Below are 21,596 nucleotides of genomic sequence, written 5' to 3'. Positions count from 1 at the left end.
CGGTGGCCGCCCGCACGGCCCGCGGTGAGCTTCGGCGAAAGCTCGGTCGCGGTGTGCATCGTTTCTACTGCTCCGCGTCCAGTGCCTTGCCGACTTCACCGTCGACGCTCTTCAGTGCTTCGTCCACCGGCATCTGGCCGTTCACGCCGGCCACGATCGCGGACTTCTGGGCCTCCCACCGTGTGGCCCAGCCGTGCCGGTCCTGGAGGACCAGGTCGGGCGAATTGCGGCTCGCCTGCTCCAGGATGGGCTTCCAGCTCGGATCACCGGCGATCTTCTTGTAGTACGTCGCCTTGACGGATGGATCGATCTTGGCGGGGTCGTACGGGAAGATCGCGTGGAAGTCCATGTACTGCACACTGCGTCCGGGCGAGGCGAGCCACTTCATGAAGGTGCCGGCGGCCTTGAGGTCCTGCCCCTGGGCGTTGGCGACGAGGCTGTGGCCGCCGACCATGGAGCAGCCGCTCTCGGGGCCCTCGGGCATGGGGGCGACGGCCCACTTGCCCTTGGTCTTGTCCCCGCCCGCCTCGACGTTGGCGATGACGGACTGGAAGAAGGAGAACATCGCGACCTTGCCGTCGATGAACCCGTTGAGTGCGCTGGTTCCCACCGGGGACGTCTTGTCCTGGTAGAAGGAGCGCATGTAGTTCATCGTGGTCTTGCCGGCTGCGGTGTGCTGCGTCGACGTCTTGTGGTCCGGCGAGGTCAGGCTGCCGCCGGCCTGGCAGAGGAAGCTCTCCCAGGTGGAGTTGATGGCGTTGACGTGGTCATCCATGCCCTTGAACTGCCAGCCACTGACCTTGCCGCCGTCCGCTGCGGACTTCTTGGTGATCGCCGAGGCGGTCCGCTTGAGCTCCTCCCAGGTGGCGGGCGGCTTGTCGTAGCCGTACTTCTTGAGAAGGTCGGTGCGGTAGAGCATGACGCCGGCGTCGAAGTAGAGCGGAGCGCCGTACAGCTTGTTCTCGTACTCGTTGACCTCGACGAGGTCGCTGAACCGCGCGGTGTCGGCGGCGGTGTAGCCGAGCTTGTCGAGCGGGGCGAGGGACCGGGCCTTGAGGTAGTCGAGTTCGAGGCCGTTGTTCATGAGCCACACATCAGGGCCCTTGCCGGCGGCGATCGCCTGCTTGATCTTCTCGCGGCCGTCCTTCCACTCGAGCTGGGTCAGGTTGACCTTCACATCGCTCTGCGACGCGTTGAAGTCGTCGACGAGTTCCTTGACCTTGTCGTCCTGACCGATCCAGTAGGGCATGGACCAGAACTCGACCGTTCCCTTGCCGTCACCCGCCGACCCGGTGGAGCCACCGGAGGAGGGGGAACAGGCCGAGGCGGTGATCGCGCATGCGGACGCCAGGGACACGGCTATGAGCCAACGACGTCTGAGTCGTGCCATGGTGCTTTCTCCCATGTGAACGCGAGGAGGTGCGGGGGTCAGGCGCTGCGAACCCAGAATTCGATCGAGAGCGGCGGCACGGTGATGGTCAGCTTGGGGCCCTTCTCGGAGCCGATCCGCTGGTCGTTCGTCTTCGGGCCGTAGCGGTGCCCTTCGAACGACGCGGAGGTCTGGGTGTCGACGGTGTAGGTGAACGACTCGGTCCTGGACCGGTTGGTGATCGCGAACACCTGCTTGTCGGAAGGCGTCTTCCAGGCCATGATCCGCTGGTCCGACAGTCGCTTCGACTCGTCGACCATGTAGCGCACGGAGTCCCACGGCATGTACTTCACGAAGCCCGCGACGGCGTTCCAGTTCTGCGGGTTCCAGGTCCAGTGACCGGGCTTCAGGTCCGGGAAGCGGGAGAAGTCCTTGTCGGACGGCGGCCGCCAGAAGCCGAGGGAGTAGCCGGCCGCCTCGGCGTTGGCGATGGGCTTGAGGGCATGAAGCCAGAACCACGTGGGCGCGTCCTGGAAGACCATCCAGTTCATGATCGACTGAGCGGTGTTGATGCAGCGTGTGTCCGAGGTCTTGTTGTCCAGGTACTCGAACTCGTTGTTGAAGACCGGTTTTCCGGCGGCCCCCGACCGGAAGTTCTTGGTCATCTGCTCGTTGCTGTCGTTGCCGATGCGGTGGTACGTCCAGGCATCGATGTGGGACATGGCCTCGGGGTCCTTGGAGAGCTTCCGGCCGATGGCATGTTCCCAGCCGTCGATGCTGTCCGCCATGATCATCACGTCCGGGTACTTGGCGCGGACCTTCGGCGCCACGGCCTTGAAGGCTGCCAGGTACTGGTCGGCGTTGTACCGGCAGTGCGAGTACCGGCTGATTTTGTGGCGGGGTTCGTTCTGCAGTCCCCACATGGACACCGGGATGCCATTGCCGGTGAGGTGATCCAGGTCGGCCACCATGGCGTCGCCCAGCACGTCGAGGTCCGCGCGGGCGAAGGAGGCCAGCCTGCCTCCGAGGTAGGAGTCGGTGCTCTTGAAGGCCGGTGCCGGGGACCAGTACTCGACGGATGTGCCCTCGATGCCGGCCTGCTTGATCATGTCCGCGAGCAGCTCGGTCTGTCCGGGGTAGCGCCCGCGCATATGGCGGCGGGAGTCGTCGAGGCCCCGGTAGTAGAGGCCCATCGCGAGGCGGCAGTAGCGGAAGCCGCGGTCCGAACGTCCCGCCTTGAGCATCTGCTGGTAGAACCGGGTTCGCTCGGACTTCGTGAGGTCGTGCGGTACAGCGCTGACGGCCTTCGGCAGCCCCTTGTTGTCGGAGCCGATGGAGTCGGACTGGATCTCGAACCCGAGACCCAGGATCGTCTGCTGACGCTTCTTGTCGTACCGGATGACGTAGCTGCCGGAGGCGGCTGCCTGGGCGGTGAAGGCCCCGGTGAAGGGGGTGACCGCCGCGGCGGCTCCCGCTGCGGCGATTCCGCCGATGATCTTCCTGCGGCTCGGGCGGCTTCGGTGTGCGGACACTGTGCGATCTCCTTTGAAAGCCAGGTGTCTGAGAGGCGGATGGAGGAAGTACTTCGCTGGGGCGCCCGGCCGTCCCGTGGCCGGACGCCGCTGACCCGGCAGTGTCAGAACCGGGCGATCGTGTAGCGGTCGACGACGTCGTCGTCGATCTCGGCGCCCAGGCCGGGAGCTTGGGGGACCGTCAGCACGCCGTCCTTGAACTCGGGCGGGTTGGTGAGGATGTGCTCGCGGATCGGGTTGGGCAGGCGGTTGTACTCGTAGGTGCGCAGGTTCGGGGTGGCCGCGCAGAGCTGCAGCGCCGCGCACAGACTCACTCCCGAACCGACGCCGTGCGGGGCGATGTCGACATGGAACGCCGAGGCGAGGGCGGCGAGCCGGGTGGCCTCCGTGAAGCCGCCGCAACGGGCGACGTTCGGCATGAAGACGTCGACGGCCCGGTTCAGCAGCGAGTCGCGCAGGTCGAAACGGGTGAAGTGGGTCTCGCCATTGACGATCGTGAGGCCGGTGCGGCGGCGCAGCTCGCCGAGGTTGGCCAGATCGTCGACCTGGAGGGGCTCCTCGTACCAGGAGATGCCGAGGTCGCGCAGGACGCCGCCGACGCGGGTGGCCTGGTCGAGGTCGTACGCGCAGTTCACGTCGGTGAGGATGTCGATGTTCTCGCCCACCGCTTCGCGGACGGCGGTGAGATGGGCGCGGTCCGTGCGCTCACCGCGGCCGATCTTGACCTTGAGGGCCTTGAACCCGTCCTCGACGAATCCGAGGGCCTGGCGGGCCGAGTCGGCGGGGTCGGCGTGCAGGGCGACCGGGCTGGCGTAGCAGTCGATCCGCTCCCGGACCGGGCCGCCGAGGAGACGGTGCACGGGGACGCCGGCGCGCTTTCCCCGTAGGTCCCACAGAGCGAGGTCGATCCCGGCCAGGGCCTCCAGGTAGAAGCCGCGGTTGTGGCCGCCGGCCGCCTGGCCCTGGTAGAGGCGCTCCCAGACCGCGGTGGTCGCGAGGGCGTCCTGGCCGATGAGGAGCGGTGCGAGGACGGTGGTGACGACGGTTGCGGTGACCTGAGGGGAAGGGAGCCCGTAGCACTCACCGATGCCGACCGTGCCGTCCTCGGCATGGACTTTGACCAGCGTGGCGTACTGGCCGCGCCGTGGCAGGACGAGGTGGCTGGAGGCCGGGTAGCGCAGCCAGTCGGGCACGTCGTCCGGTGAGTCGTAGAGCTCGTCGAAGCTGGCGGACAGGGCCAGGGCCTCGATCTTGGCGATGCGCACGGGGTGCGAGGACATGAGGTGGTCTCTCCAGTGGATGGTGCCGCCGGGCGGGAGGCCGCCCGGCGTCGGTGCGGGTGCCGGTCAGTCGCGGGCGGTCTCGCGCCCGGTGAAGACCGCGACGAGGGTGACGAGGCAGCCGGCGACGACGTACAGGGCGACCGGGGCGGTCGAGCCCGTCGAGGCGTGCAGGGCGGTGCCGATGAAGGGAGCGGTGCCACCGAAGACCGCGCCACCGATCTCGCGGCCGGTGCTCACACCGCTGAAGCGGACCTTGGCGTCGAACTGCTCGGCCACCAGGGCGGCCTGGGGCCCGAAGACCATGTCCTTGCAGATCGGCATCGCGATGGCGTAGGCGAGGAAGACCAGCGGAGTGCTGCGGGTCTCCAGGAGCTGGAAGAAGGGGTGGACGAACGCGGCGGTGGCGAGCAGGCCGAGGGCGACCGTCTTCCGTCGGCCGATCTTGTCGGAGACCAGCCCCCACAGCGGGATCGCCCCGATCTCCAGAGTCGCGGCGAGGGCGATGGCCCACAGCAGTGTGGACTTCGGGATGTCCAGCGTGCTGGTGGCGTAGGCGAGTGTGAACGCCTGGATCAAGTAGCCCCACACGAACCCGGAGACGGTGATCCCCATGGTCCGTACGACCGCGCCTGGCTGGGTGCGCAGGGTGTGCAGCAGCGGGAAGCGGACCTTGTCGTCCTGCTCCTCCAACTCGGCGAAGACGGGCGTCTCCTCGATACCGCGGCGGGCCCACACACCGAAGATCACCAGGCCGAAGCTCAGCAGGAACGGGATGCGCCAGCCCCATTGGAGAAACGCGTCCTCGGGAAGCAAGGAGATCAGGCCGAAGACGGCACTGGCCAGGACGAAGCCCGCTCCGGTGCCCATCGCGGGGATCGCACCGTACAGGCCACGCCGCCCCGGTGGGGCGTTCTCCACGGTCAGCAGAGTCGCCCCGGCGAACTCGCCGCCGACCGCTATGCCTTGGGCGATGCGCAGGACGATCAGCAGGATCGGGGCCCCGACGCCGATCATGGCGTGTGTGGGCAGCATGCCGACCAGCGCCGTCGACAGGCCCATGACCAGCATCGTGACAAGCAGGACGTACTTGCGGCCGACCCGGTCGCCGATGTGGCCGAAGACGATGCCGCCGACGGGGCGGGCCGCGAAGCCCACCGCGAAGGTGGCGAAGGAGGCGAGGGTCGCGCCGGTCGACGACGACCCGAAGAACAGCGGGCCGAAGACCAGCGCCGAGGCCAGGCCGTAGAGGTTGAAGTCGTACCACTCCATCACCGTGCCGACTGTGCTGGCGACCATCGTGCGCCGCCGGCCGGCGGGCTTCGGCCGGCTCACCGCCGGGGATCTGGGGGTCGAGAACGTGCTCATGGGGACGTACACCGCCTAGAGAGGAAGACCGGACGCCAGGAAGAACATCCAGCGAAGGCTGAAGGTATTCCGTATACGAAATAACGTCCAGAGGTGCGGCGGGAAATTCTTCGGCTTCCTGCGACTGGCGGGGCTCTACGGCTCGGCCGGGGCATGAGCCGGACGCGTCGGCCCGAAGGGCAGCGCCGGTGGCGCCGTCACGGCGGTCACGCTGGTGAGCACGGCACCGTCGAGCAACCCCGGCCTCTCCAGACGATGCAGAGCCGTCGTCACATACATCCGGCCGCCGCCGAAGGCGATGCTGCTGACGTGCGGCGTGGGCACGCGCACGGTGCGCAGACGCTTCCCGTCCGGTCCCAGACACAGGACGCGCCCCCCGCCCCACAGCGCCACCCACAGGTTGCCGTGATCGTCGACCGTCATGCCGTCGGGACGACCCTCCGCGAGCGTGAACTCGGCGAACGGCTCGGGCGGGCCCAGCGCACCCGTGACAGGGTCCGCCGCGTAGCGCGTGACGGTGCCGCGGGCGCTGTCGGCCAGGTACATGAGCCTTCCGTCCGCGGTGAAGGCAGGCCCGTTGGGGACGGTGAGGCCGTCGAGCACCTCGTGGACCGTGCCGTCGGGGTCGGTGCGGTAGAGCGAGCCCGCGTCCCGTGCGGCGTGGATCTCCATGCTGCCGGCCCAGAATCGGCCCGCCGGATCGCAGGCGCCGTCGTTCATCCGCATGGCCCGGCCCGCTCTGCCGCCGGGCCGCGCCAGCCACTCCGATTCGCCGCCGCCGTCGGTCAGCGCGATGCCGACGCCGGCCGCGACGATCCACCCACGCCTTCGCCCGACGGCGGCAGGCGCTACCGCCCCCAGCGGCATACCGAGACCGAGGATCTGCTCCGGCCTGCCACCGGAGCTCTCCCGGCAGCCGTACAGGGCGCCGCGGAGAAGGTCGACGAAGAACAGCCGGCCATCGAACCACCGGGCACCTTCGGCAAGTTGATATCGGTCCGCGACACAGGGCCGCCACCGCCTGGCGACCCTTGCCGCCCTCATCGAAGCGTGCTGCCGGGAACGGCGTGCACCAGCCCGAGCTCTTCCCGCACGGGAAGCCCTTCCCAGTCTCCTCGGGAGGCGACCGCGAACGCGCCCAGGGTCACAGCGCGTTCGAGGCGGTGCTCGATGGACTCGCCGTCCAGGAAGGCCGAGAGATAGCCGGCCACGAAGGCGTCCCCGGCCCCCACCGTGTCCTCCACGGGCACGCCGAGGGCGGGGCGAGCAACGGCACCCGAGGCGTTGAAGGCTTCGGCGCCTTCGGCCCCCCGCTTGACGACGACCTCCCGGACACCGCACTCCAGCAGCGCCTCCACCTGCTGCGCCTCGGTCCCGGTGCCGCCTGGCGCGGCAAGGGCGAGTTCATCGTCGGACGCCACCAGGATGTCGGCCTGCGCCGCAAGCGGGCGCAGTGCGGCGGCAGCCGTCTCTCGAGACCAGAGCTTGGCTCGATGGTTCACGTCCAGGCAGAGCGTGGCTCCGCTCGCCCGCACGGCCGACACGGCCGTGCGCGCTGCCCGCAGAGGTCCAGGGCCCAGCGCCGCGGTGATGCCGGTCATGTGCACGACCCTGGCCCCCTCACGCAGGGGTGCCTTGAGGTGCCGGGGAGTCAGCCGCGAACCGGCGGAACCGGACCGGTGGTACGACACGCGGGTGACATCCGCGATGCGGGATTCGAAGACAGCCAGTCCGGTGGGCCCTTCGGCCTGCTCCACGTCCGCCACGTCGACGTTCTCGGCGCGCAACGTGCGCAGCACCAGCGCTCCGAACTCGTCACGGCTCCTACATCCGACCCAGCGCACCCGGTGGCCGAGGCGTGCGAGGCCTATCGCGACATTCACCTCGGCTCCGGCGACGGACATGTGCAGCGCCCCGCCGCTGCGGATCGGGCGGTCGGCGCGGAGCGTGACCAGCGCTTCTCCGAAGGTCAGTACGTCGGTCATGCCGCCACCCCGGTCAGGGCACGGAAGGCGCGAACACGTCCGGCGAGTCCGCTGGAATCACCGTCGGCGGCGCGCCCTACGAGCGGGGAGCCGACACCGACCGCGACGGCGCCCGCCGCCAGGTAGTCGCGCGCCTGGGCGACGTCGACGCCCCCGACGGGCACGAACGGAACGTCGGGGAAGGGCGCCCGGAGCGCGCGCAGCAGCTCCACCCCTCCGGCCGCCCCGGCCGGGAAGAGCTTCACCGCGGTGGCGTCCTGCGCGAGAGCGGCGGCGACCTCCGTGGGGGTCATCGCGCCCGCGAGGACGGGCAGGCCGAGTGCGCGTGACGTGCCGACGGCATCGCTGAGGCCGGGTGTGACCACGTACCCCGCGCCCGCCTTGGCCGCCCGCCAGGCGTCCTCGGATGTCACCACGGTGCCCGCCCCCAGGAGCGCCTCCGGCCCGAGAACACTGCGGGCCTGTTCGATCACCCACACCGCGTCCGTGCCGCTCAGTGACACCTCGATGAGCGGAATCCCGGTCCGGGCGAGGGTCAGGACCGTGGTGAGCGTCGCCTCGGGGTCCGCCCCGCGGACGATGGCCATGAGGCGCTGGGTCTGCAGGGCGTAAAGGAAGTCGTGTGGTCGCACGGATGCCTCCGAGGCACGATTGAGGGAGTTTCGTAGATCGTATACTCTTCCCCTCCGACTTCAACCCTCCTCGCCCTGCCCGGGGACACGGACAGCTACCTGTGAGGCACCGCCCATGACCCGCACCGCCTTGATCACCGGAGCGGCCGGAGGTATCGGCCGCGCCATCGCCGCTCGCTTCGTCGCCGACGGCTTCCGCGTCGTGGGCGTCGACATCACCGACCCCGAACTCCCGGGTGTCACCTATCGACGCGCGAACGTGACCGACGCCGCGGAGGTGGTTTCGGCGGTGCGCGTGGCTCAAGCGGCGAGCGGCGCCGTGGACGTCCTGGTCAATTGTGTCGGCATCACCGAGGGCCGGCCGCTGCACCAATCCAGCCTGGAGGAGTGGAACTCCGTCATGACAGTCAATCTGTCATCGGTCTTCCTGTACGTACGGGAGGTTCTGCCCGCCATGATGACGGCGGGTACCGGTGCCGTGATCACGGTGGGATCCGTCCTGCACCGGACGGCCGCACCGGGTCTTCCCGCCTACGCGGCGTCCAAGGGCGCCATCGCAGCACTCACCCGCCAACTCGCCGTCGACTACGGCCAGTACGGAATTCATTTCGCCACCGTCTCACCCGGATGGGTCCGGACGCCGGCCACCGAGTCCCGGCTGGACGGCGAGCGCGATCTCGAACTGCTGCGCCAGAGCAATCCGCTGCGGCTGTTGTGCGAGCCCGAACAGATCGCGAGCACGGTCGCCTTCGTCGCCTCACCGGACGGGGCGATGCTGACCGGCAGCGAGATCGTCCTGGACGCCGGTGCGTCGGCCGTGAGCCCCGCGAGCCTGCTGCGGGACGCGCACCGGACGCGGATGGGGCTTCCTCCTCTGTGAGGGCGGTACGACTCCCGCGGCGCCGCTGAAGGACGAGACGTCCCACCGCGCACGACAACACCATCCCCGACGGCAACCGCCGCCCCGGAAGGAATGCGACCACAGTGATCGAACTGCCCGCCGATGACCGCGAGTCCAGCCCGTACACCGGCTACACCCGTGCTCACTGGGAGTCCGCAGCCGATGCCCTGCTCGCCGCCGTGGCACCGTACGCCACCGCCGACCGCGCCCTCTACCACTTGCCCGGCAGCCATGTGAGCCAGGCCGGCCGCCTCTCCGACGGCCTGGAGGGGTATGCCCGCACACTGCTGCTGGCAGCCTTTCGCCAGGACGAGACCGTGCTCGGCCGCTACGCCGAGGGCCTCGCGGCCGGCCCAGGCGGCGTGTGGCCGCAGATCAGGGACCACAGCCAGCCGCTTGTCGAAGCCGCCTCGATCGCTCTGGCCCTGCGGCTGACCCGGCCGCTCCTGTGGGACCGCCTGGAACAGCGCGTGCGCGAGCGGACGGCGGACTGGCTGTCGGACGCGCTCACCGCAGAACCCTGGCCGAACAACTGGGAGTTGTTCCCAGTCACCGTCGGCGGCTTCCTCCAGGAGATCGGCCACCGGCCGGAAGGGGCGCGCCAGGCGATCGATCGAGGCCTGGAACGCATCGAGGACTGGTACCGGGGCGACGGCTGGTACACGGACGGCCACGGCCGGAAGTTCGACTACTACAACGGCTGGGCCATGCACTTGTACCCGGTCCTGCACGCATGGCTGGCCGACGACAGCGCGCTGCTCTCCCTCTACGGCGAACGGCTGTCACAGCACCTCGAGGACTACGCCCGGCTCTTCGGCGGCGACGGCGCCCCCGTGTTCCAGGGCCGTTCCCTGACCTATCGCTTCGCCACGACGGCCCCGCTCTGGCTCGGCGCGCTGACCGGGCACACCCCCCTGTCCCCCGGCGAGACACGGCGTCTGGGCTCCGGCGCCCTGCGGTACTTCCTGGACGGCGGGGCGGTCGACGAGCGAGGCCTCCTGCCACTCGGCTGGCTCGGACCCGACGAGTCGCTCGTACAGACCTACTCGGGCCCGGCCTCCCCTTACTGGGCGAGCAAGGGATTCCTCGGCTTGCTGCTGCCGCCGGACCACGAGGTGTGGACGGCACCGGAACAGCCGGCCCAGGTCGAGCGTGCCGACCGGGTCACGTCCCTGGCCGTGCCCAACTGGCTGCTGGCGTCCACCTGTTCGGACGGCCTGGTACGGCTGCACAACCACGGCAGCGAGGACACCCGCTACGCCCCGTTGTACACGCGCCTGGCCTACTCGACCGCGACCGTGCCGGCACCGTCGTACGACAACAGCGTGTTCGTCGGCGGGGACGCCACCCGGACGGAGATCGAGCCGCTCGGTACGGGTGAGGGGTGGATCGCCTCCCGGCACACCGTGCGCGACGGCATCACCGTGACCAACGTGGTCCTCGCCGAGGGGGCGGTGGAGGTACGGGCCTTTCTTGTCGCCGGTGCGCCGCCGGGTACGCGGGTGCGGCTTACGGGATGGGCGCCACGGGAGGGCTTCAGGGCCGAGCTCCTGCCCGCTATCGGCCTGACCGACATCCTCGCAGGGGTCGAGGGGGTCACGGGGAAGGGGCACGCTCTGTTCGTCGCTTTGGCCCGACTGACCGCCGAGCCGCATCCGCTGCCGCTGACCGAGCTGGTGTCCGTGCGAGCGGACGGCGTCGGCGGGCTCGAGGTCCACTGGAGCGGTCGAGCCGGGATCGGGGTACGGCTGGACGCATCGGGCGTGGACGTCACTGTGCGCGAAGGGGCTCTGCGCCGCAGGCTCGGCGAAGGGTGGCGGTAGGCGGGTGAGGAGTGCTGCCGCGTCATCCCCGTACTGCACCTCGGGCGTGTTCCCGATCCTCACGTCGCCACAGGCTTTCACCATCTTGCCGAGTATCGAGCGAGCAGGTCAGTTCAGTGACTGCTCCACCAGAACGCCGGCAGCGCGGACCGCACCGGCCACAGAGTTCGGGATCTCCAACTCCTCGTGCGTGCCCCTGTCCAACTCGGGGGTCCCATAGCCGGCCGCCTTGCGCTGGCGCTGCTGTCATGGCAGCAGGACAGCCACTGCAAGAGTCCCGAACAATACCGTGGGCACCCCCATGGCGATCTCGCACTCGTCAGCAAGACCTGTTCCGGCACCGCCGGCCACGTCGGCCGACTGCGCCGGAACAGGTCACGCCGGCTGAAGGATCGGCCGGCTGTTCGAGGGGCGGGGCCCGGCCTGCGCTACGCGCGCCGGACTATGTGCGGTCCTCGGTGGCCAGCAGCGCCGGATCCCCTGGATCAGTGGTCAGTTGCGGCGAGCCACTGGTCCCACTCGTCCTGGCCCTGGGCCCACTGCCGGTCGACCTCGTCGGCCTCCTCCGCGCTGGGCTTCGCGTTCTTGCAATCGGCCGGCGCGGAGCCGCCGGACATCAGATCCGAGCACAGGCCCGTGCGTTCGTCCGGCAGACCAAGAATGTGACCGGTCTCGTGCGAGGTGATCCGGGTGGAGCTGAACTTCTTGGTCTGCTCGAAGTCCAGGAAGATGTAGCCCTTGCCGTTGCCTTCGACCCTCGCGTGCGACCCCTGGGGGTCATTGCCCTCGCGGTAGGTGAAGTCAGGATTGCTTCCCTCCTTCAGCTCCACGTTGTCCACGGCCGCGTTCCATATTTCGGCGCTGCGCTTGATCTGCTTGCGGAAGTGCGGGGCGTCCTTGGCGCTGTAGGTCACGGTGACGGCGGCGGCCGTACTCTTCGTCGTGTTCTCCTTCTTCGCCAGTGCTGACTTCAGCACGGCCTGGATGAACGCGTCGGTGTCGGCCTTGTCGTCCTTGCCCGCGGTGTAGAGGTCGGTCGCCGCCGGCTGCCCGGATCCGTCGCCCGACGTGTCGGGGGACGCGGATGCGATGGACAGACCGGATGCGAGGAGGCCGACGCCCAGAGCCGTGGCGAGCGCCAACTTGGGGAGCTTCATGTGTGGGGTTCCTTGTAGTTCGCGCGCAGTGCGTGGGAGAGGGACGCAGGATTCCAAGCGCCCTTCCCCTGCCCGCGCGTTCTGGCAGTTTCCACAGAGGAGGACTGGCAGTCGGGCGGAGGATCCCGCAGCTTTACCCATGCTTTACCCGTGGAGGTGGGCCGAACTCTCAGTCGGCGCAGGTCAGTTGAACCCCTCGCCCCGTCGAAGTTCGCGCTGGCGCGGACGCAGGAGGCTTGTCCCTCAACGCGCACTCGCTCGCGCCGTCCGTCGACAGGCAGTGCTCGGCGCCATCCGGCCCAGATGGATGAGTCCGATGTTCGTGTCGGCCACGACCATGGCGAAGGGCGTCGCTTGGCTCGTGCCGAAGCCACTGCCCGTTCTTCTGGGGCTTCCGGCTCGACCCGGTCACCGCAGCGGAGGGCATGCCGGTCACCTGGTGCCTGGCCAATCCGAAACTCGGAGAGCGGGAGGTGATGGCCGCGCTGCTGGAACGCAACCACCGCCTCCTCCGGGCCGGGCAGGTCATCCTGGCTGACAAGGGCTTTGCCGGGAAGAAGTCCGAGCGTTCCTGACCGAGCGTCTGGGGTGCACCTGGCGAGGTGCCGGACCGCAGGGACGAGCCGGCCCTACACGGCAAGATCGCCCGTGTCCGCCAGTGGATCGAGGCCGTCATCGACACCCTCAAGGGACAGCTCAGCCTCGAACAGCACGGCGGCCGAACACCAGCCGGAGTCTTCGCCCGCACCGGACAACGACTCCTCGCCCCGCCGCCGGCATCTGGAGGATCAGCCCCTAGGGGCGGGCATGATGTCCGCGCTCGGAGGGCTCTCGGCTTCTGGCTGCTGCAGCCCCTGCGCGAGCCGGACGCCGTCGATCTCGACGATGATGGGGACGGCCAGGAGGGGTGACGGCCGCATCTGCCTGTCGGTACGCAGCGACAACGGCAACGCGGCAGGCATCGCGCAGATCGTCGGCATGCTTGGGCGTGTGGCCGGTGCTGGCGCCGTCGGCAGTCACAGGTCCGACGACAGCGGCACCGGCCTCTGATCTACCAGCCCGTCATGAGGGTGCCAAGCGCAGAATGCCCCCGCGCGCATCCGGACGCGCTGAACTTCATGCCGACCCCTGGCCTTCCACATCACACCGGGCCAGACGGGTGAAGCACCGGCGTTCACGCAGGTCATGGCGTGCTTACGGGTGTCCCGGCCGGCCGGACGGCCAAGGATCACCCAGAGGCGGTCCTGGCAGACAAGGCGTACTCCTCCCGCGCCATCCGTGCCCACTTGCGCCGCCGGGGCATCAGGGCAGTCGTTCCTCAGCCTGCCGATCAGATCGCAAACGCAAAACGAGGCAGGCCACGAGCCCTCGACAAGACCGCCAGCGTCTACCTGGCCGCACTGCCCAGAAGAAACGGCCTGGGTCACCCCAGGAAACTCAACCGCACCTGACGGTTGGGATTGTCCTTATTGGTATCCACCAGGCAGACCGACTGCCACGTGCCGAGCTCCAGCCGGCCGTCCAGTACCGGCAGGGTCGCGTGGGGCGGGACGAGTGCGGGCAGGACGTGGTCGCGCCCGTGGCCGGGGCTGCCGTGCCGGTGCTGCCAGCGGTCGTCGGCGGGCAGCAGCGTGTGCAGCGCGGCCAGGAGGTCGTCGTCGCTGCCGGCGCCGGTCTCCAGAACGGCGATCCCGGCTGTGGCGTGCGGGACGAAAACGTTGAGGAGGCCGTCGCGGCCGGCGGCCGCCTCGCGCAGGAAGGACTCGCAGTCGCCGGTGATGTCGACGACCCTCTCCGTGGACCCGGAGGTGACGTTCAGAACTCGGGTGGTGAAGACATCTGACATACCCCCCATCCTGACGCACACGCGGGGCCTCACCGGGTCATGCCGGACCGAGTGGCGATACCGGCGTCCACTGGACGAGACGCCGTTGACCGTGCGCATGCCACCTGGCTAGGTTCAGCCGCATGTTGCGTTCAGCCCTGCTCACCACGCGCGGTCACATCGACCTGCTGCGGGTGGCCTCCGCCGCGTGTCGCCGCGGCTGCTGACGCCCTTTCTTCTCCTCACTCTCCGCTCACCTCACCTTCGTTGCGCCTGCCCGCCGATCGCCCCTGATCCCGCGGGCGCGGCGATGACGAGGCGTGCCTCCAACGGCCCCCGCTCTCCCCCTGTGGAGCCCCTTCATGAGCATCAGCCATGCCCCGCCGAGGTCATCGGCACCCGATATTTCGCCTGAATCAGCCTCTGCCCTCGATCTCCAGCCCATCGTCCCCACCTCCTCCCGCCGCACTCGCGTCCCCCGCTGGCTGCGCCGCACCACCGGCCCGGTCCTGCTGCTGGTGCTGTGGCAACTCCTCAGCAGCGCGGGGGCGTTGCCGCCGGACGTGCTCGCCTCGCCCGGCCGCATCGCCCAGGTCGGCGGGGACATGGTCGCCGACGGCTCACTGCCCGCGGCCATGGGCACCTCACTCCAGCGGGTCGCGGGCGGACTGCTGTTCGGCCTGTTCGTCGGCACCGGACTCGCCCTGCTCTCGGGCCTGTTCAGGATCGGCGAGGACCTCGTGGACGCGCCCGTGCAGATGCTGCGGACCGTTCCGTTCGTGGGGCTCATCCCGCTGTTCATCATCTGGTTCGGCATCGGTGAGGCCCCCAAGGTCGCCATCATCACGCTCGGCGTGACCTTCCCGCTCTACCTCAACGTCTACGCCGGGATCCGTGGCGTGGACGCCCAGTTGATCGAGGCCGGGGAGTCCCTCGGACTGTCGCGGTGGGGCCTCGTACGCCATGTGGTGCTGCCGGGTGCGCTGCCGAGCGCGATGACCGGCCTGCGCTACTCGCTCGGCATCGCCTGGCTCGCGCTGGTCTTCGCCGAGCAGGTCAACGCCGACTCCGGCATCGGGTTCCTCATGGTGCAGGCGCGGGACTTCCTGCGGACCGACGTGATCGTGGTCTGCCTGGTCGTCTACGCCTTCCTCGGCCTGCTCGCCGACTTCATCGTCCGCTCCCTCGAAAGGCTGCTGCTGCAATGGCGACCGACGTTCACCGGCCGGTGACCCCCCAGGCGGTCCACGTCGACGGGCTCACCCGCTCCTTCGACGGCCGTGCCGTCATCGACGACCTGCGACTGGACGTCCGGCCGGGCGAGTTCGTGGCCCTGCTCGGCCGCAGCGGCTGCGGCAAGTCGACGCTGCTGCGCATCCTCGCCGGGCTCGACCGCGACATCGAGGGCAGCGTCCTGGTGCCGCGCCGCAAGGCGGTCGCCTTCCAGGCACCGCGGCTGATGCCGTGGAAGAAGGTGTGGCGCAACGTCCTGCTCGGCCTGCCGGGCAAGCCCGAACGGGCCGTCGCCGAGCGGGCCCTCGACGAGGTCGGCCTCGGCCACCGCTCGGACGCCTGGCCCAAGACCCTCTCCGGCGGCGAGGCCCAACGCGCTTCCCTGGCACGGGCGTTGGTGCGCGAGCCCGATCTGCTGCTGCTCGACGAGCCGTTCGGCGCGCTCGACGCGCTCACCCGCATCAAGGCCCAGCGGCTCGTGGGCGAGCTGTGGCAGCGCCGGGGGTGCGCGGTGCTCCTCGTCACCCATGACGTGGAGGAGGCCGTGCTGCTCGCCGACCGCGTCCTGGTGATGGACAACGGCGTCATCGCCCACGAGCAGCACATCGACCTCGACCGTCCCCGCGACATCGCCGACCCGCGCTTCGCCGCGCTGCGCGCCGGACTCCTCGAACGCCTGGGCGTCGAGGCGACGGCAGCCGAAGCCGCCTGACCCGCCCCGCGAACCTCACGTACGACACGTACGACACGTACGACCCACACGAACGGAACCACCATGCGACGACGCCTCGCCCCCGCCGCCCTGCTCCTCCCCCTCGCCCTTCTGCTCACCGCCTGCGGCGGGAACTCGGCCGCCGGTACGGGGGACGGCGGCACCGACGGCCACGGCGACGTCACGATCAACGTCGGGGACCAGAAGGGCGGTTCGGAGGCCATCCTGCGGGCCGCCGGGGAACTGAAGGACCTCGACTACAAGATCAACTGGTCGACGTTCACGTCCGGCCCGCCCCTGCTGGAGGCCGTCAACGCCAAGACCGTCGATGTCGGCGGCGTCGGCAACACCCCGCCGGTGTTCGCCGCGGGGGCGGGTTCGAAGATCAAGGTCGTGGCCGCGTGGCACGGCACGTCCAAGGGCGACACTCTTCTCGTCCCGAACGGCTCGTCCCTGAAGAACCCCGCGCAGCTCAAGGGCAAGTCGGTCGCCGTCGCCCAGGGATCCTCCGCGCACTTCCAGCTCGTCGCGAACCTGAAGAAGGTCGGGCTGAAGCTGAGCGACGTCAAGGTCAAGTACCTCCAGCCGGCCGACGCGCTCGCCGCGTTCACCGCCGGCAAGGTCGACGCGTGGGCGGTGTGGGACCCGTACACCTCCCAGGTGCTCAAGGCCAAGCAGGGCCGCGTGCTGACCGACGGCGACGGCGTGACCAACGGGCTCACCTTCCAGGTCGCGGCACCGGACGCGCTGAAGGACAAGAAGAAGGCCGCCGCCGTCAAGGACTACCTGGAGCGGCTGCGGCGCGCCTACACGTGGGTGTACGACCACGAGGAGGAGTGGGCGAAGGTCTGGGCGAAGGACACCGGGCTCCCCGAGGACGTGGCACTGGCGGCGGTGAAGCGCACCTACACCACCCGGGTCGAGGTCGCGGTCGACAAGCCGCTGATCGCCTCCGAGCAGGAGATCGCCGACACGTTCACGGCGTTGAAGCTCATCCCGCGCAAGGTCGACTTCGCCCGGTTCACCGACACCCGGTTCAACGGCGATCTGCCGCCGTCGACCACGGCGCCCCGGCCCTCGGAAGGCTCGTGACCCGAGCTGCCCTGACCGGCCAGGCGGGAAGATCCTTGCCCCCGGGCCGGTTGGTAGAAGCGTGAACAACACACGCGAGGTCGAGGTGGTCGTCATAGGTGCCGGTCAGGCCGGTCTGGCCGGCGCCTTTCACCTGCGCCGGGCCGGTTTCGAGCCGGACCGCGACTTCGTCGTGCTGGACCACTCCCCCGGGCCCGGCGGTGCCTGGCAGTTCCGCTGGCCGTCGCTGACGTACGGCAAGGTGCACGGCATGCACGCGCTGCCGGGGATGGAACTCACCGGGGCGGACCCGGCGCGGCCGTCCGCCGAGGTGATCAGCGAGTACTTCGACCGGTACGAGCGGGCCTTCGACCTGCGGGTGCGGAGGCCCGTCGACGTACGGGCCGTGCGTGAGGGCTCCGGCGGGCGGCTGCTCGTGGAGACCTCGGACGGCGTGTGGTCGACTCGGGCGCTGATCAACGCGACCGGCACCTGGGACCGGCCGTTCTGGCCGCGCTATCCGGGCCAGGAGACCTTCCGGGGACGGCAGTCGCACACCGCGCGGTATCCCGGGCCCGAGGAGTTCGCCGGGCAGCGGGTCGTCGTGGTGGGCGGCGGCGCCTCGGGCACGCAGCATCTGCTGGAGATCGCCGCGTACGCCGCATCCACCACCTGGGTGACGCGGCGCCCGCCCGTCTTCCGTGAGGGGCCGTTCGACGAGAACGCGGGCCGGGCGGCGGTCGCACTGGTCGAGGAGCGGGTGCGGCAGGGGCTGCCGCCCAGGAGCGTCGTCTCGGTCACCGGGCTGCCGCTCAACGACGCGATCCGGCAGGGCATCGAGGACGGGGTGCTCGACCGGCAGCCGATGTTCGACCGGATCACGCCCACCGGGGTGGAGTGGAAGGACGGCCGGCACGTCGATGCCGATGTCATCCTCTGGGCCACCGGCTTCCGGCCCGCCGTCGACCACCTCGCCCCGCTGCGGCTGCGCGAGCCGGGCGGCGGAATCCGTATCGAGGGCACGCGCGCGGTCGCCGACCCGCGGGTCCACCTCGTCGGCTACGGACCGTCGGCCAGCACGATCGGAGCCAACCGGGCCGGCCGCACGGCCGTCCGCGACATCAGGCGACTGCTGACGCTCGAGTCGGCCGCGGCGTGACGTGACGTGTTCCCCGCGCCCCTAAGGGGCCGCCGTGCCCGGGCTCTTCCCCCGGGTGTTGAACTCCGCCACGTTGCGCTGGTGTTCCGTGTAGTCCGCGGTGAAGCGGGTGTCGCCCGGCCGGACGGTGACGAAGTACAGCCAGTCGCCCGCGGGCGGGTTGACGGCGGCGCGCATCGCCTCCTCGCCCGGGTTGGCGATGGGTGTGGGCGGCAGGCCCATGCGCTGGTACGTGTTGTAGGGGTTGTCGATCCGGGTGTCGCTCTCCGTCGTCCGCAGGGTGGAGCGGCCCAGCGCGTAGTTGACGGTGGAGTCCATCTGGAGCGGCATACCGCGTTCGAGGCGGTTGAAGACGACCCGGGCCACCTTGCCCATGTCGGACGTGGTGGCCGCCTCCGCCTGGACGATGCTCGCGATGGTGACGGCCTGGTAGACGTTCATCGCGTTGCGCTGCGCCCCCGCGGCGATGGGCGCGCCGTTGAACTTTTCGTTCGCGGTGTCGACCATCCGCGCCAGGAGCTTCTCCGGCTTGGCCTTCCAGGGGAGCGGATAGGTCGCCGGGAAGAGGTAGCCCTCCGGGTTGCCGTGGGCGTCGTCCGGCAGTTTCGTGGCGACCTTCGCGACGGACTTCTTCGCGCTGCCGGCGGGCAGGGCGAGGGCCTTGTCGACGGCGGCGTAGACCTGGCTCGCGCGCCAGCCCTCCGGGATGACCAGGGTCGCGGTCCGGCCGCCGTCCCCGGGCCCCAGAATCAGCAGCGGCACCGCCACGGCGGTGCCGACCAGGACGGCTCCGGTCGCGACGAGGACGATACGGCCCCGGCGCGTCAGTCGCATGGTGCTCCGTGGCGGAGTGTTCGTCTGCATGCGGGCACGGTAACCCGCATTTCGCCACAAACCTGGCATATCTTCAGCTTGTCGGTTCCAGTTGGGCATCCCGGCGTACGAGCGCCGCGTACCGCCCGTCCCGCTCCAGGAGCTCCTCGTGCGTGCCGCGTTCGACGGCGCGCCCCGAGTCGAGGACCACGATCTGGTCGGCATGCCGCACCGTGGACAGCCGGTGGGCGATGGTGAGCGTGGTGCGGTCGGCCGACAGGGCGTCGATGGCCCCCTGGACGGCGGCCTCGGTCCGGGTGTCCAGGGCGCTGGTGGCCTCGTCGAGGATGAGGACCGGCGGGTCGCGCAGGATCGTGCGCGCGATGGCCAGACGCTGCTTCTCACCGCCGGAGAAACGGTGACCGCGCTCGCCGACGACGGTGTCGTAGCCGTCGGGCAGGGACGCGATGTGGTCGTGGATCTGCGCCGCCTTCGCCGCCTGGTACAGCTCCTCGTCGGTGGCGTCGGGCCTGGCGAAGCGCAGGTTGTCGGCGACCGAGGCGTGGAAGAGGTACGTCTCCTGCGAGACGACGCCGACCGCGCGCGCCAGGGTGTCGAAGTCGAGGTCACGCACGTCGACCCCGTCGAGGGTGACGCGGCCGCCGGTGACGTCGTAGAGGCGGGGCACCAGATAGCCCAGCGTGGACTTGCCGGCGCCGGTGGAGCCGACGAGGGCGAGGCTGCTGCCCGCCGGGACGGTGAGGTCGATGCCGTCGAGGACCGGGCCGCCCTTGTCGTCGTAGCCGAAGGAGACGTTCTCGAAGCGGACCTCGCCCTTGGCCCGGTCGAGACGGACCGGGTCCGCGCGCTCGGTGATGTCGACGGGCAGGTCGAGGTACTCGAAGATGCGCTGGAAGAGGGCGAGCGAGGTCTGGATCTGCACACCGGTCGACAGCAGGCTCACGGCCGGGCGGAACAGACCCTGCTGGAGCGAGACGAACGCGACGATGGTGCCGATGGAGACCTGGGGGCCGCCCAGTTGGAGGGCCATGCCGGCGGTCCAGTAGATGACGGCGGGCAGGGCGGCCATCACGATCGTGATCACGGCCATGCGCCAGCGGCCGGCCATGTTCGACCGCACCTCGAGGTCGACGAGCTCCTCGGACTCGTCGGCGAAGGACTTGGTCAGCGAGTCGGAGCGGCCCATCGTGCGGCCGAGCAGGATGCCGCTGACGGAGAGCGACTCGGTGACCGTGGCGGCCATGGTGGCCATCTGCTTCTGGCGCTGGGTGGTGATCCTGCGGCGCTCCTTGCCGACGCGGCGGCTGATCCACACGAACACCGGCAGCAACAGCAGCGAGACGACGGTCAGGCGCCAGTCGAGGACGACCATCGCGACGATCGTCGCGACCACGCTGGTCAGGTTGGAGACCAGGGAGGTCGCGGTGGAGGTGACGGTGGCCTGCATGCCGCCGATGTCGTTGGCGATGCGGGACTGCACCTCGCCCGTGCGCGTACGCGTGAAGAACGCCAGGGACATGCGCTGGAGCCGGCCGTAGACGGCGGTGCGCAGGTCGTGCATGACGCGCTGGCCGACCGTCGTGGAGATCAGCGTCTGCAGCACGCCGAAGACGCTGGTGAGGACGGCGCTGAGGATCATGCCGAGGGCGAGCAGGCTGAGCAGGCCGGTGCGCCCCTCGGGGATCGCGACGTCGAGGATCTCCTTCAGCATGAAGGGCGTGGCGACCGAGACCAGCGACGCGGCGCCGACGAGCAGGCCGACGATCGCGAGGCGGCCTCGGTAGGGGCGGAAGAGTCTGAGGATGCGGCGGACCTGCCGGGGCTGTTCCTTCGAGCCGTCGGGTGGGGTCCAGGGGGTTTCGTGTTCGGGAGGCATGGGCTCCTTCGAGAGCGGTGCGGCACCGGCGGGCGCCGGGCGGGTCGGATCGTAGCTCATTGTTACCTATACTCACAATGAACTGCATCCTGTTATTGTTCCCGCATGACCACGCCCGATCCCGACGGCCTGCTCGCCGAGCAGTTGCTGCGGCTCACCCGCCGGGTCCACCGCATCCAGAAGCGCCATCTGGAGCAGCGCGACCTCGGCATCACCCCGGCCCAGTCCCGGCTACTGCGCACCCTCGCGCACTGGGGCTCGCCACCGCGCATGGCCGATCTGGCCGAGCGTCTGGAGGTGGTGCCCCGGGCCGTGACGACGCTGGTCGACGCGCTGGAGGCGAGCGGGAAGGTGCGGCGGGTCCCGGACCCGGGGAACCGGCGGGTGATCCGCATCGAGCTCACGGACGACGGGCGGGGCGCGCTGCGCGAGCTGCGGGCGGCGCGCAGATCGGCCGCGGAGGAGATCCTCGCGCCACTGGCCGAGGAGCAGCGCGCGGCGCTCGGGGGGCTGTTGGACACGTTGATCGACGGGGAGCCGGTTCGGCGCTGCTGAGGGCTTCGCCGATCAAACGGGCGCGGGCCCGGCGGCATTGAGAGCCTCACCCCGTCAGCGGGGAGCCGGCCCGACGGCGCCGAGAGCCTCACCGATCAAGCGGGCGCCGGCCGGACGGTACCGAGAGCCTCGCCGCTCAACCGGGAGCCAGCCCGGCGGCGTCGACAGCCTCGCCCGGCGGCCAGGAGCCGGTTTGACGGTGCTGAGGGGCTGAAGGGCTGAAGGGCTGAAGGGCTGAAGCCTGATGATGACCCGGCGCGCCAAACGGGCCGCGGCCGCCGCTC

General features: G+C 69.9%; 20 protein-coding genes and 2 pseudogenes. 11 read left to right on the top strand and 11 right to left on the bottom strand.

All coding sequences use genetic code 11. The features are described 5' to 3' along the window. Positions 1 to 64 precede the first annotated feature (64 nt). From ACFTZL_RS18935 to ACFTZL_RS18905, 7 genes are all read right to left on the bottom strand, one after another. The gene (locus ACFTZL_RS18935) at positions 65 to 1,390 is read right to left on the bottom strand and encodes an ABC transporter substrate-binding protein (RefSeq protein ID WP_382583783.1); all 1,326 of its coding nucleotides are present in this window, start codon (positions 1,388 to 1,390) and stop codon (positions 65 to 67) included. A 38-nt stretch (positions 1,391 to 1,428) separates the two neighbouring features. After that, complete coding sequence (locus ACFTZL_RS18930) at positions 1,429 to 2,901, bottom strand: hypothetical protein (protein WP_382583780.1); 1,473 nt, start codon at positions 2,899 to 2,901, stop codon at positions 1,429 to 1,431. A gap of 104 nt (positions 2,902 to 3,005) precedes the next feature. Next, on the bottom strand, positions 3,006 to 4,181 hold the full coding sequence (locus ACFTZL_RS18925) for a mandelate racemase/muconate lactonizing enzyme family protein (RefSeq protein ID WP_382583777.1): 1,176 nt from the start codon (positions 4,179 to 4,181) through the stop codon (positions 3,006 to 3,008). A gap of 66 nt (positions 4,182 to 4,247) precedes the next feature. Further along, positions 4,248 to 5,480 carry an MFS transporter gene (locus ACFTZL_RS18920; protein WP_382583774.1) on the bottom strand — a complete coding sequence of 411 codons (1,233 nt, stop codon included), beginning with the start codon at positions 5,478 to 5,480 and terminating at the stop codon, positions 4,248 to 4,250. A 204-nt stretch (positions 5,481 to 5,684) separates the two neighbouring features. Then, positions 5,685 to 6,593 (bottom strand): SMP-30/gluconolactonase/LRE family protein, encoded by a 909-nt coding sequence (locus ACFTZL_RS18915; protein WP_382583771.1) that lies wholly within the window; start codon positions 6,591 to 6,593, stop codon positions 5,685 to 5,687. Next, the gene (locus tag ACFTZL_RS18910; RefSeq protein ID WP_382583768.1) at positions 6,590 to 7,534 is read right to left on the bottom strand and encodes a sugar kinase; all 945 of its coding nucleotides are present in this window, start codon (positions 7,532 to 7,534) and stop codon (positions 6,590 to 6,592) included. Before ACFTZL_RS18910 ends, ACFTZL_RS18915 begins: the two co-directional genes overlap by 4 nt. Continuing rightward, the gene (locus tag ACFTZL_RS18905) at positions 7,531 to 8,166 is read right to left on the bottom strand and encodes a bifunctional 4-hydroxy-2-oxoglutarate aldolase/2-dehydro-3-deoxy-phosphogluconate aldolase (RefSeq protein ID WP_382583765.1); all 636 of its coding nucleotides are present in this window, start codon (positions 8,164 to 8,166) and stop codon (positions 7,531 to 7,533) included. The genes ACFTZL_RS18910 and ACFTZL_RS18905 overlap by 4 nt, the downstream gene beginning before the upstream one ends. 115 nt (positions 8,167 to 8,281) lie before the next feature. Between ACFTZL_RS18905 and ACFTZL_RS18900 the strand changes: the two genes are divergently transcribed. Both ACFTZL_RS18900 and ACFTZL_RS18895 read left to right on the top strand, forming a co-directional pair. Continuing rightward, positions 8,282 to 9,046 (top strand): SDR family NAD(P)-dependent oxidoreductase, encoded by a 765-nt coding sequence (locus tag ACFTZL_RS18900; RefSeq protein WP_382583762.1) that lies wholly within the window; start codon positions 8,282 to 8,284, stop codon positions 9,044 to 9,046. 107 nt (positions 9,047 to 9,153) lie between these two features. Further along, positions 9,154 to 10,890 (top strand): DUF2264 domain-containing protein, encoded by a 1,737-nt coding sequence (locus tag ACFTZL_RS18895; RefSeq protein ID WP_382583786.1) that lies wholly within the window; start codon positions 9,154 to 9,156, stop codon positions 10,888 to 10,890. A 485-nt stretch (positions 10,891 to 11,375) separates the two neighbouring features. On the opposite strand, the gene ACFTZL_RS18890 is transcribed toward ACFTZL_RS18895, so the two are convergent. Further along, positions 11,376 to 12,047: a snapalysin family zinc-dependent metalloprotease gene (locus ACFTZL_RS18890; RefSeq protein WP_382583759.1), complete on the bottom strand. Its 672-nt coding sequence runs from the start codon at positions 12,045 to 12,047 to the stop codon at positions 11,376 to 11,378. Between the two features lie 347 nt (positions 12,048 to 12,394). Between ACFTZL_RS18890 and ACFTZL_RS18885 the strand changes: the two are divergent. From ACFTZL_RS18885 to ACFTZL_RS18875, 3 genes and pseudogenes are all read left to right on the top strand, one after another. Beyond that, a pseudogene (locus ACFTZL_RS18885) lies at positions 12,395 to 12,846 on the top strand (transposase); the annotation flags it as partial. An 8-nt stretch (positions 12,847 to 12,854) separates the two neighbouring features. Next, positions 12,855 to 13,097, top strand: coding sequence for a hypothetical protein (locus ACFTZL_RS18880; RefSeq protein WP_382583756.1), 243 nt, complete (start codon positions 12,855 to 12,857; stop codon positions 13,095 to 13,097). A 75-nt stretch (positions 13,098 to 13,172) separates the two neighbouring features. Then, positions 13,173 to 13,423, top strand: a pseudogene (locus tag ACFTZL_RS18875) (transposase); the annotation flags it as partial. A gap of 47 nt (positions 13,424 to 13,470) precedes the next feature. Here the strand turns inward: ACFTZL_RS18875 and ACFTZL_RS18870 are convergent. Beyond that, positions 13,471 to 13,893 (bottom strand): secondary thiamine-phosphate synthase enzyme YjbQ, encoded by a 423-nt coding sequence (locus tag ACFTZL_RS18870; RefSeq protein WP_382583753.1) that lies wholly within the window; start codon positions 13,891 to 13,893, stop codon positions 13,471 to 13,473. Positions 13,894 to 14,015: 122 nt separating this feature from the next. Between ACFTZL_RS18870 and ACFTZL_RS18865 the strand changes: the two genes are divergently transcribed. The 5 genes from ACFTZL_RS18865 (at position 14,016) to ACFTZL_RS18845 (ending at position 18,047) form a co-directional block, all read left to right on the top strand. Beyond that, positions 14,016 to 14,099, top strand: coding sequence for a putative leader peptide (locus tag ACFTZL_RS18865; RefSeq protein ID WP_349817350.1), 84 nt, complete (start codon positions 14,016 to 14,018; stop codon positions 14,097 to 14,099). A 135-nt stretch (positions 14,100 to 14,234) separates the two neighbouring features. Then, positions 14,235 to 15,104 (top strand): ABC transporter permease, encoded by an 870-nt coding sequence (locus ACFTZL_RS18860; protein ID WP_382583750.1) that lies wholly within the window; start codon positions 14,235 to 14,237, stop codon positions 15,102 to 15,104. Then, a complete protein-coding gene (locus ACFTZL_RS18855) occupies positions 15,077 to 15,817 on the top strand; it encodes an ABC transporter ATP-binding protein (RefSeq protein ID WP_382583747.1) in 741 nt (246 codons plus the stop codon). Before ACFTZL_RS18860 ends, ACFTZL_RS18855 begins: the two co-directional genes overlap by 28 nt. Before the next feature lie 63 nt (positions 15,818 to 15,880). Beyond that, positions 15,881 to 16,909: an ABC transporter substrate-binding protein gene (locus ACFTZL_RS18850; RefSeq protein ID WP_382583744.1), complete on the top strand. Its 1,029-nt coding sequence runs from the start codon at positions 15,881 to 15,883 to the stop codon at positions 16,907 to 16,909. A 61-nt stretch (positions 16,910 to 16,970) separates the two neighbouring features. Then, positions 16,971 to 18,047 carry an NAD(P)-binding domain-containing protein gene (locus ACFTZL_RS18845; RefSeq protein ID WP_382583741.1) on the top strand — a complete coding sequence of 359 codons (1,077 nt, stop codon included), beginning with the start codon at positions 16,971 to 16,973 and terminating at the stop codon, positions 18,045 to 18,047. A 21-nt stretch (positions 18,048 to 18,068) separates the two neighbouring features. On the opposite strand, the gene mltG is transcribed toward ACFTZL_RS18845, so the two are convergent. Together mltG and ACFTZL_RS18835 are read right to left on the bottom strand one after the other, a co-directional pair. After that, positions 18,069 to 18,911 carry an endolytic transglycosylase MltG gene (gene mltG / locus ACFTZL_RS18840; RefSeq protein ID WP_382583738.1) on the bottom strand — a complete coding sequence of 281 codons (843 nt, stop codon included), beginning with the start codon at positions 18,909 to 18,911 and terminating at the stop codon, positions 18,069 to 18,071. A gap of 43 nt (positions 18,912 to 18,954) precedes the next feature. Continuing rightward, on the bottom strand, positions 18,955 to 20,757 hold the full coding sequence (locus ACFTZL_RS18835) for an ABC transporter ATP-binding protein (protein WP_382583735.1): 1,803 nt from the start codon (positions 20,755 to 20,757) through the stop codon (positions 18,955 to 18,957). Between the two features lie 105 nt (positions 20,758 to 20,862). Here ACFTZL_RS18835 and ACFTZL_RS18830 point away from each other — a divergent pair, with 105 nt between their 5' ends. Beyond that, positions 20,863 to 21,312, top strand: coding sequence for a MarR family winged helix-turn-helix transcriptional regulator (locus ACFTZL_RS18830; protein WP_382583732.1), 450 nt, complete (start codon positions 20,863 to 20,865; stop codon positions 21,310 to 21,312). Positions 21,313 to 21,596: the final 284 nt, after the last annotated feature.

Origin of the sequence: Streptomyces sp. NPDC056948, from assembly GCF_042674225.1 — a bacterium.
Classification (GTDB): domain Bacteria; phylum Actinomycetota; class Actinomycetes; order Streptomycetales; family Streptomycetaceae; genus Streptomyces; species Streptomyces purpurascens.
This window is presented reverse-complemented; position numbering and strand designations above follow the sequence as displayed.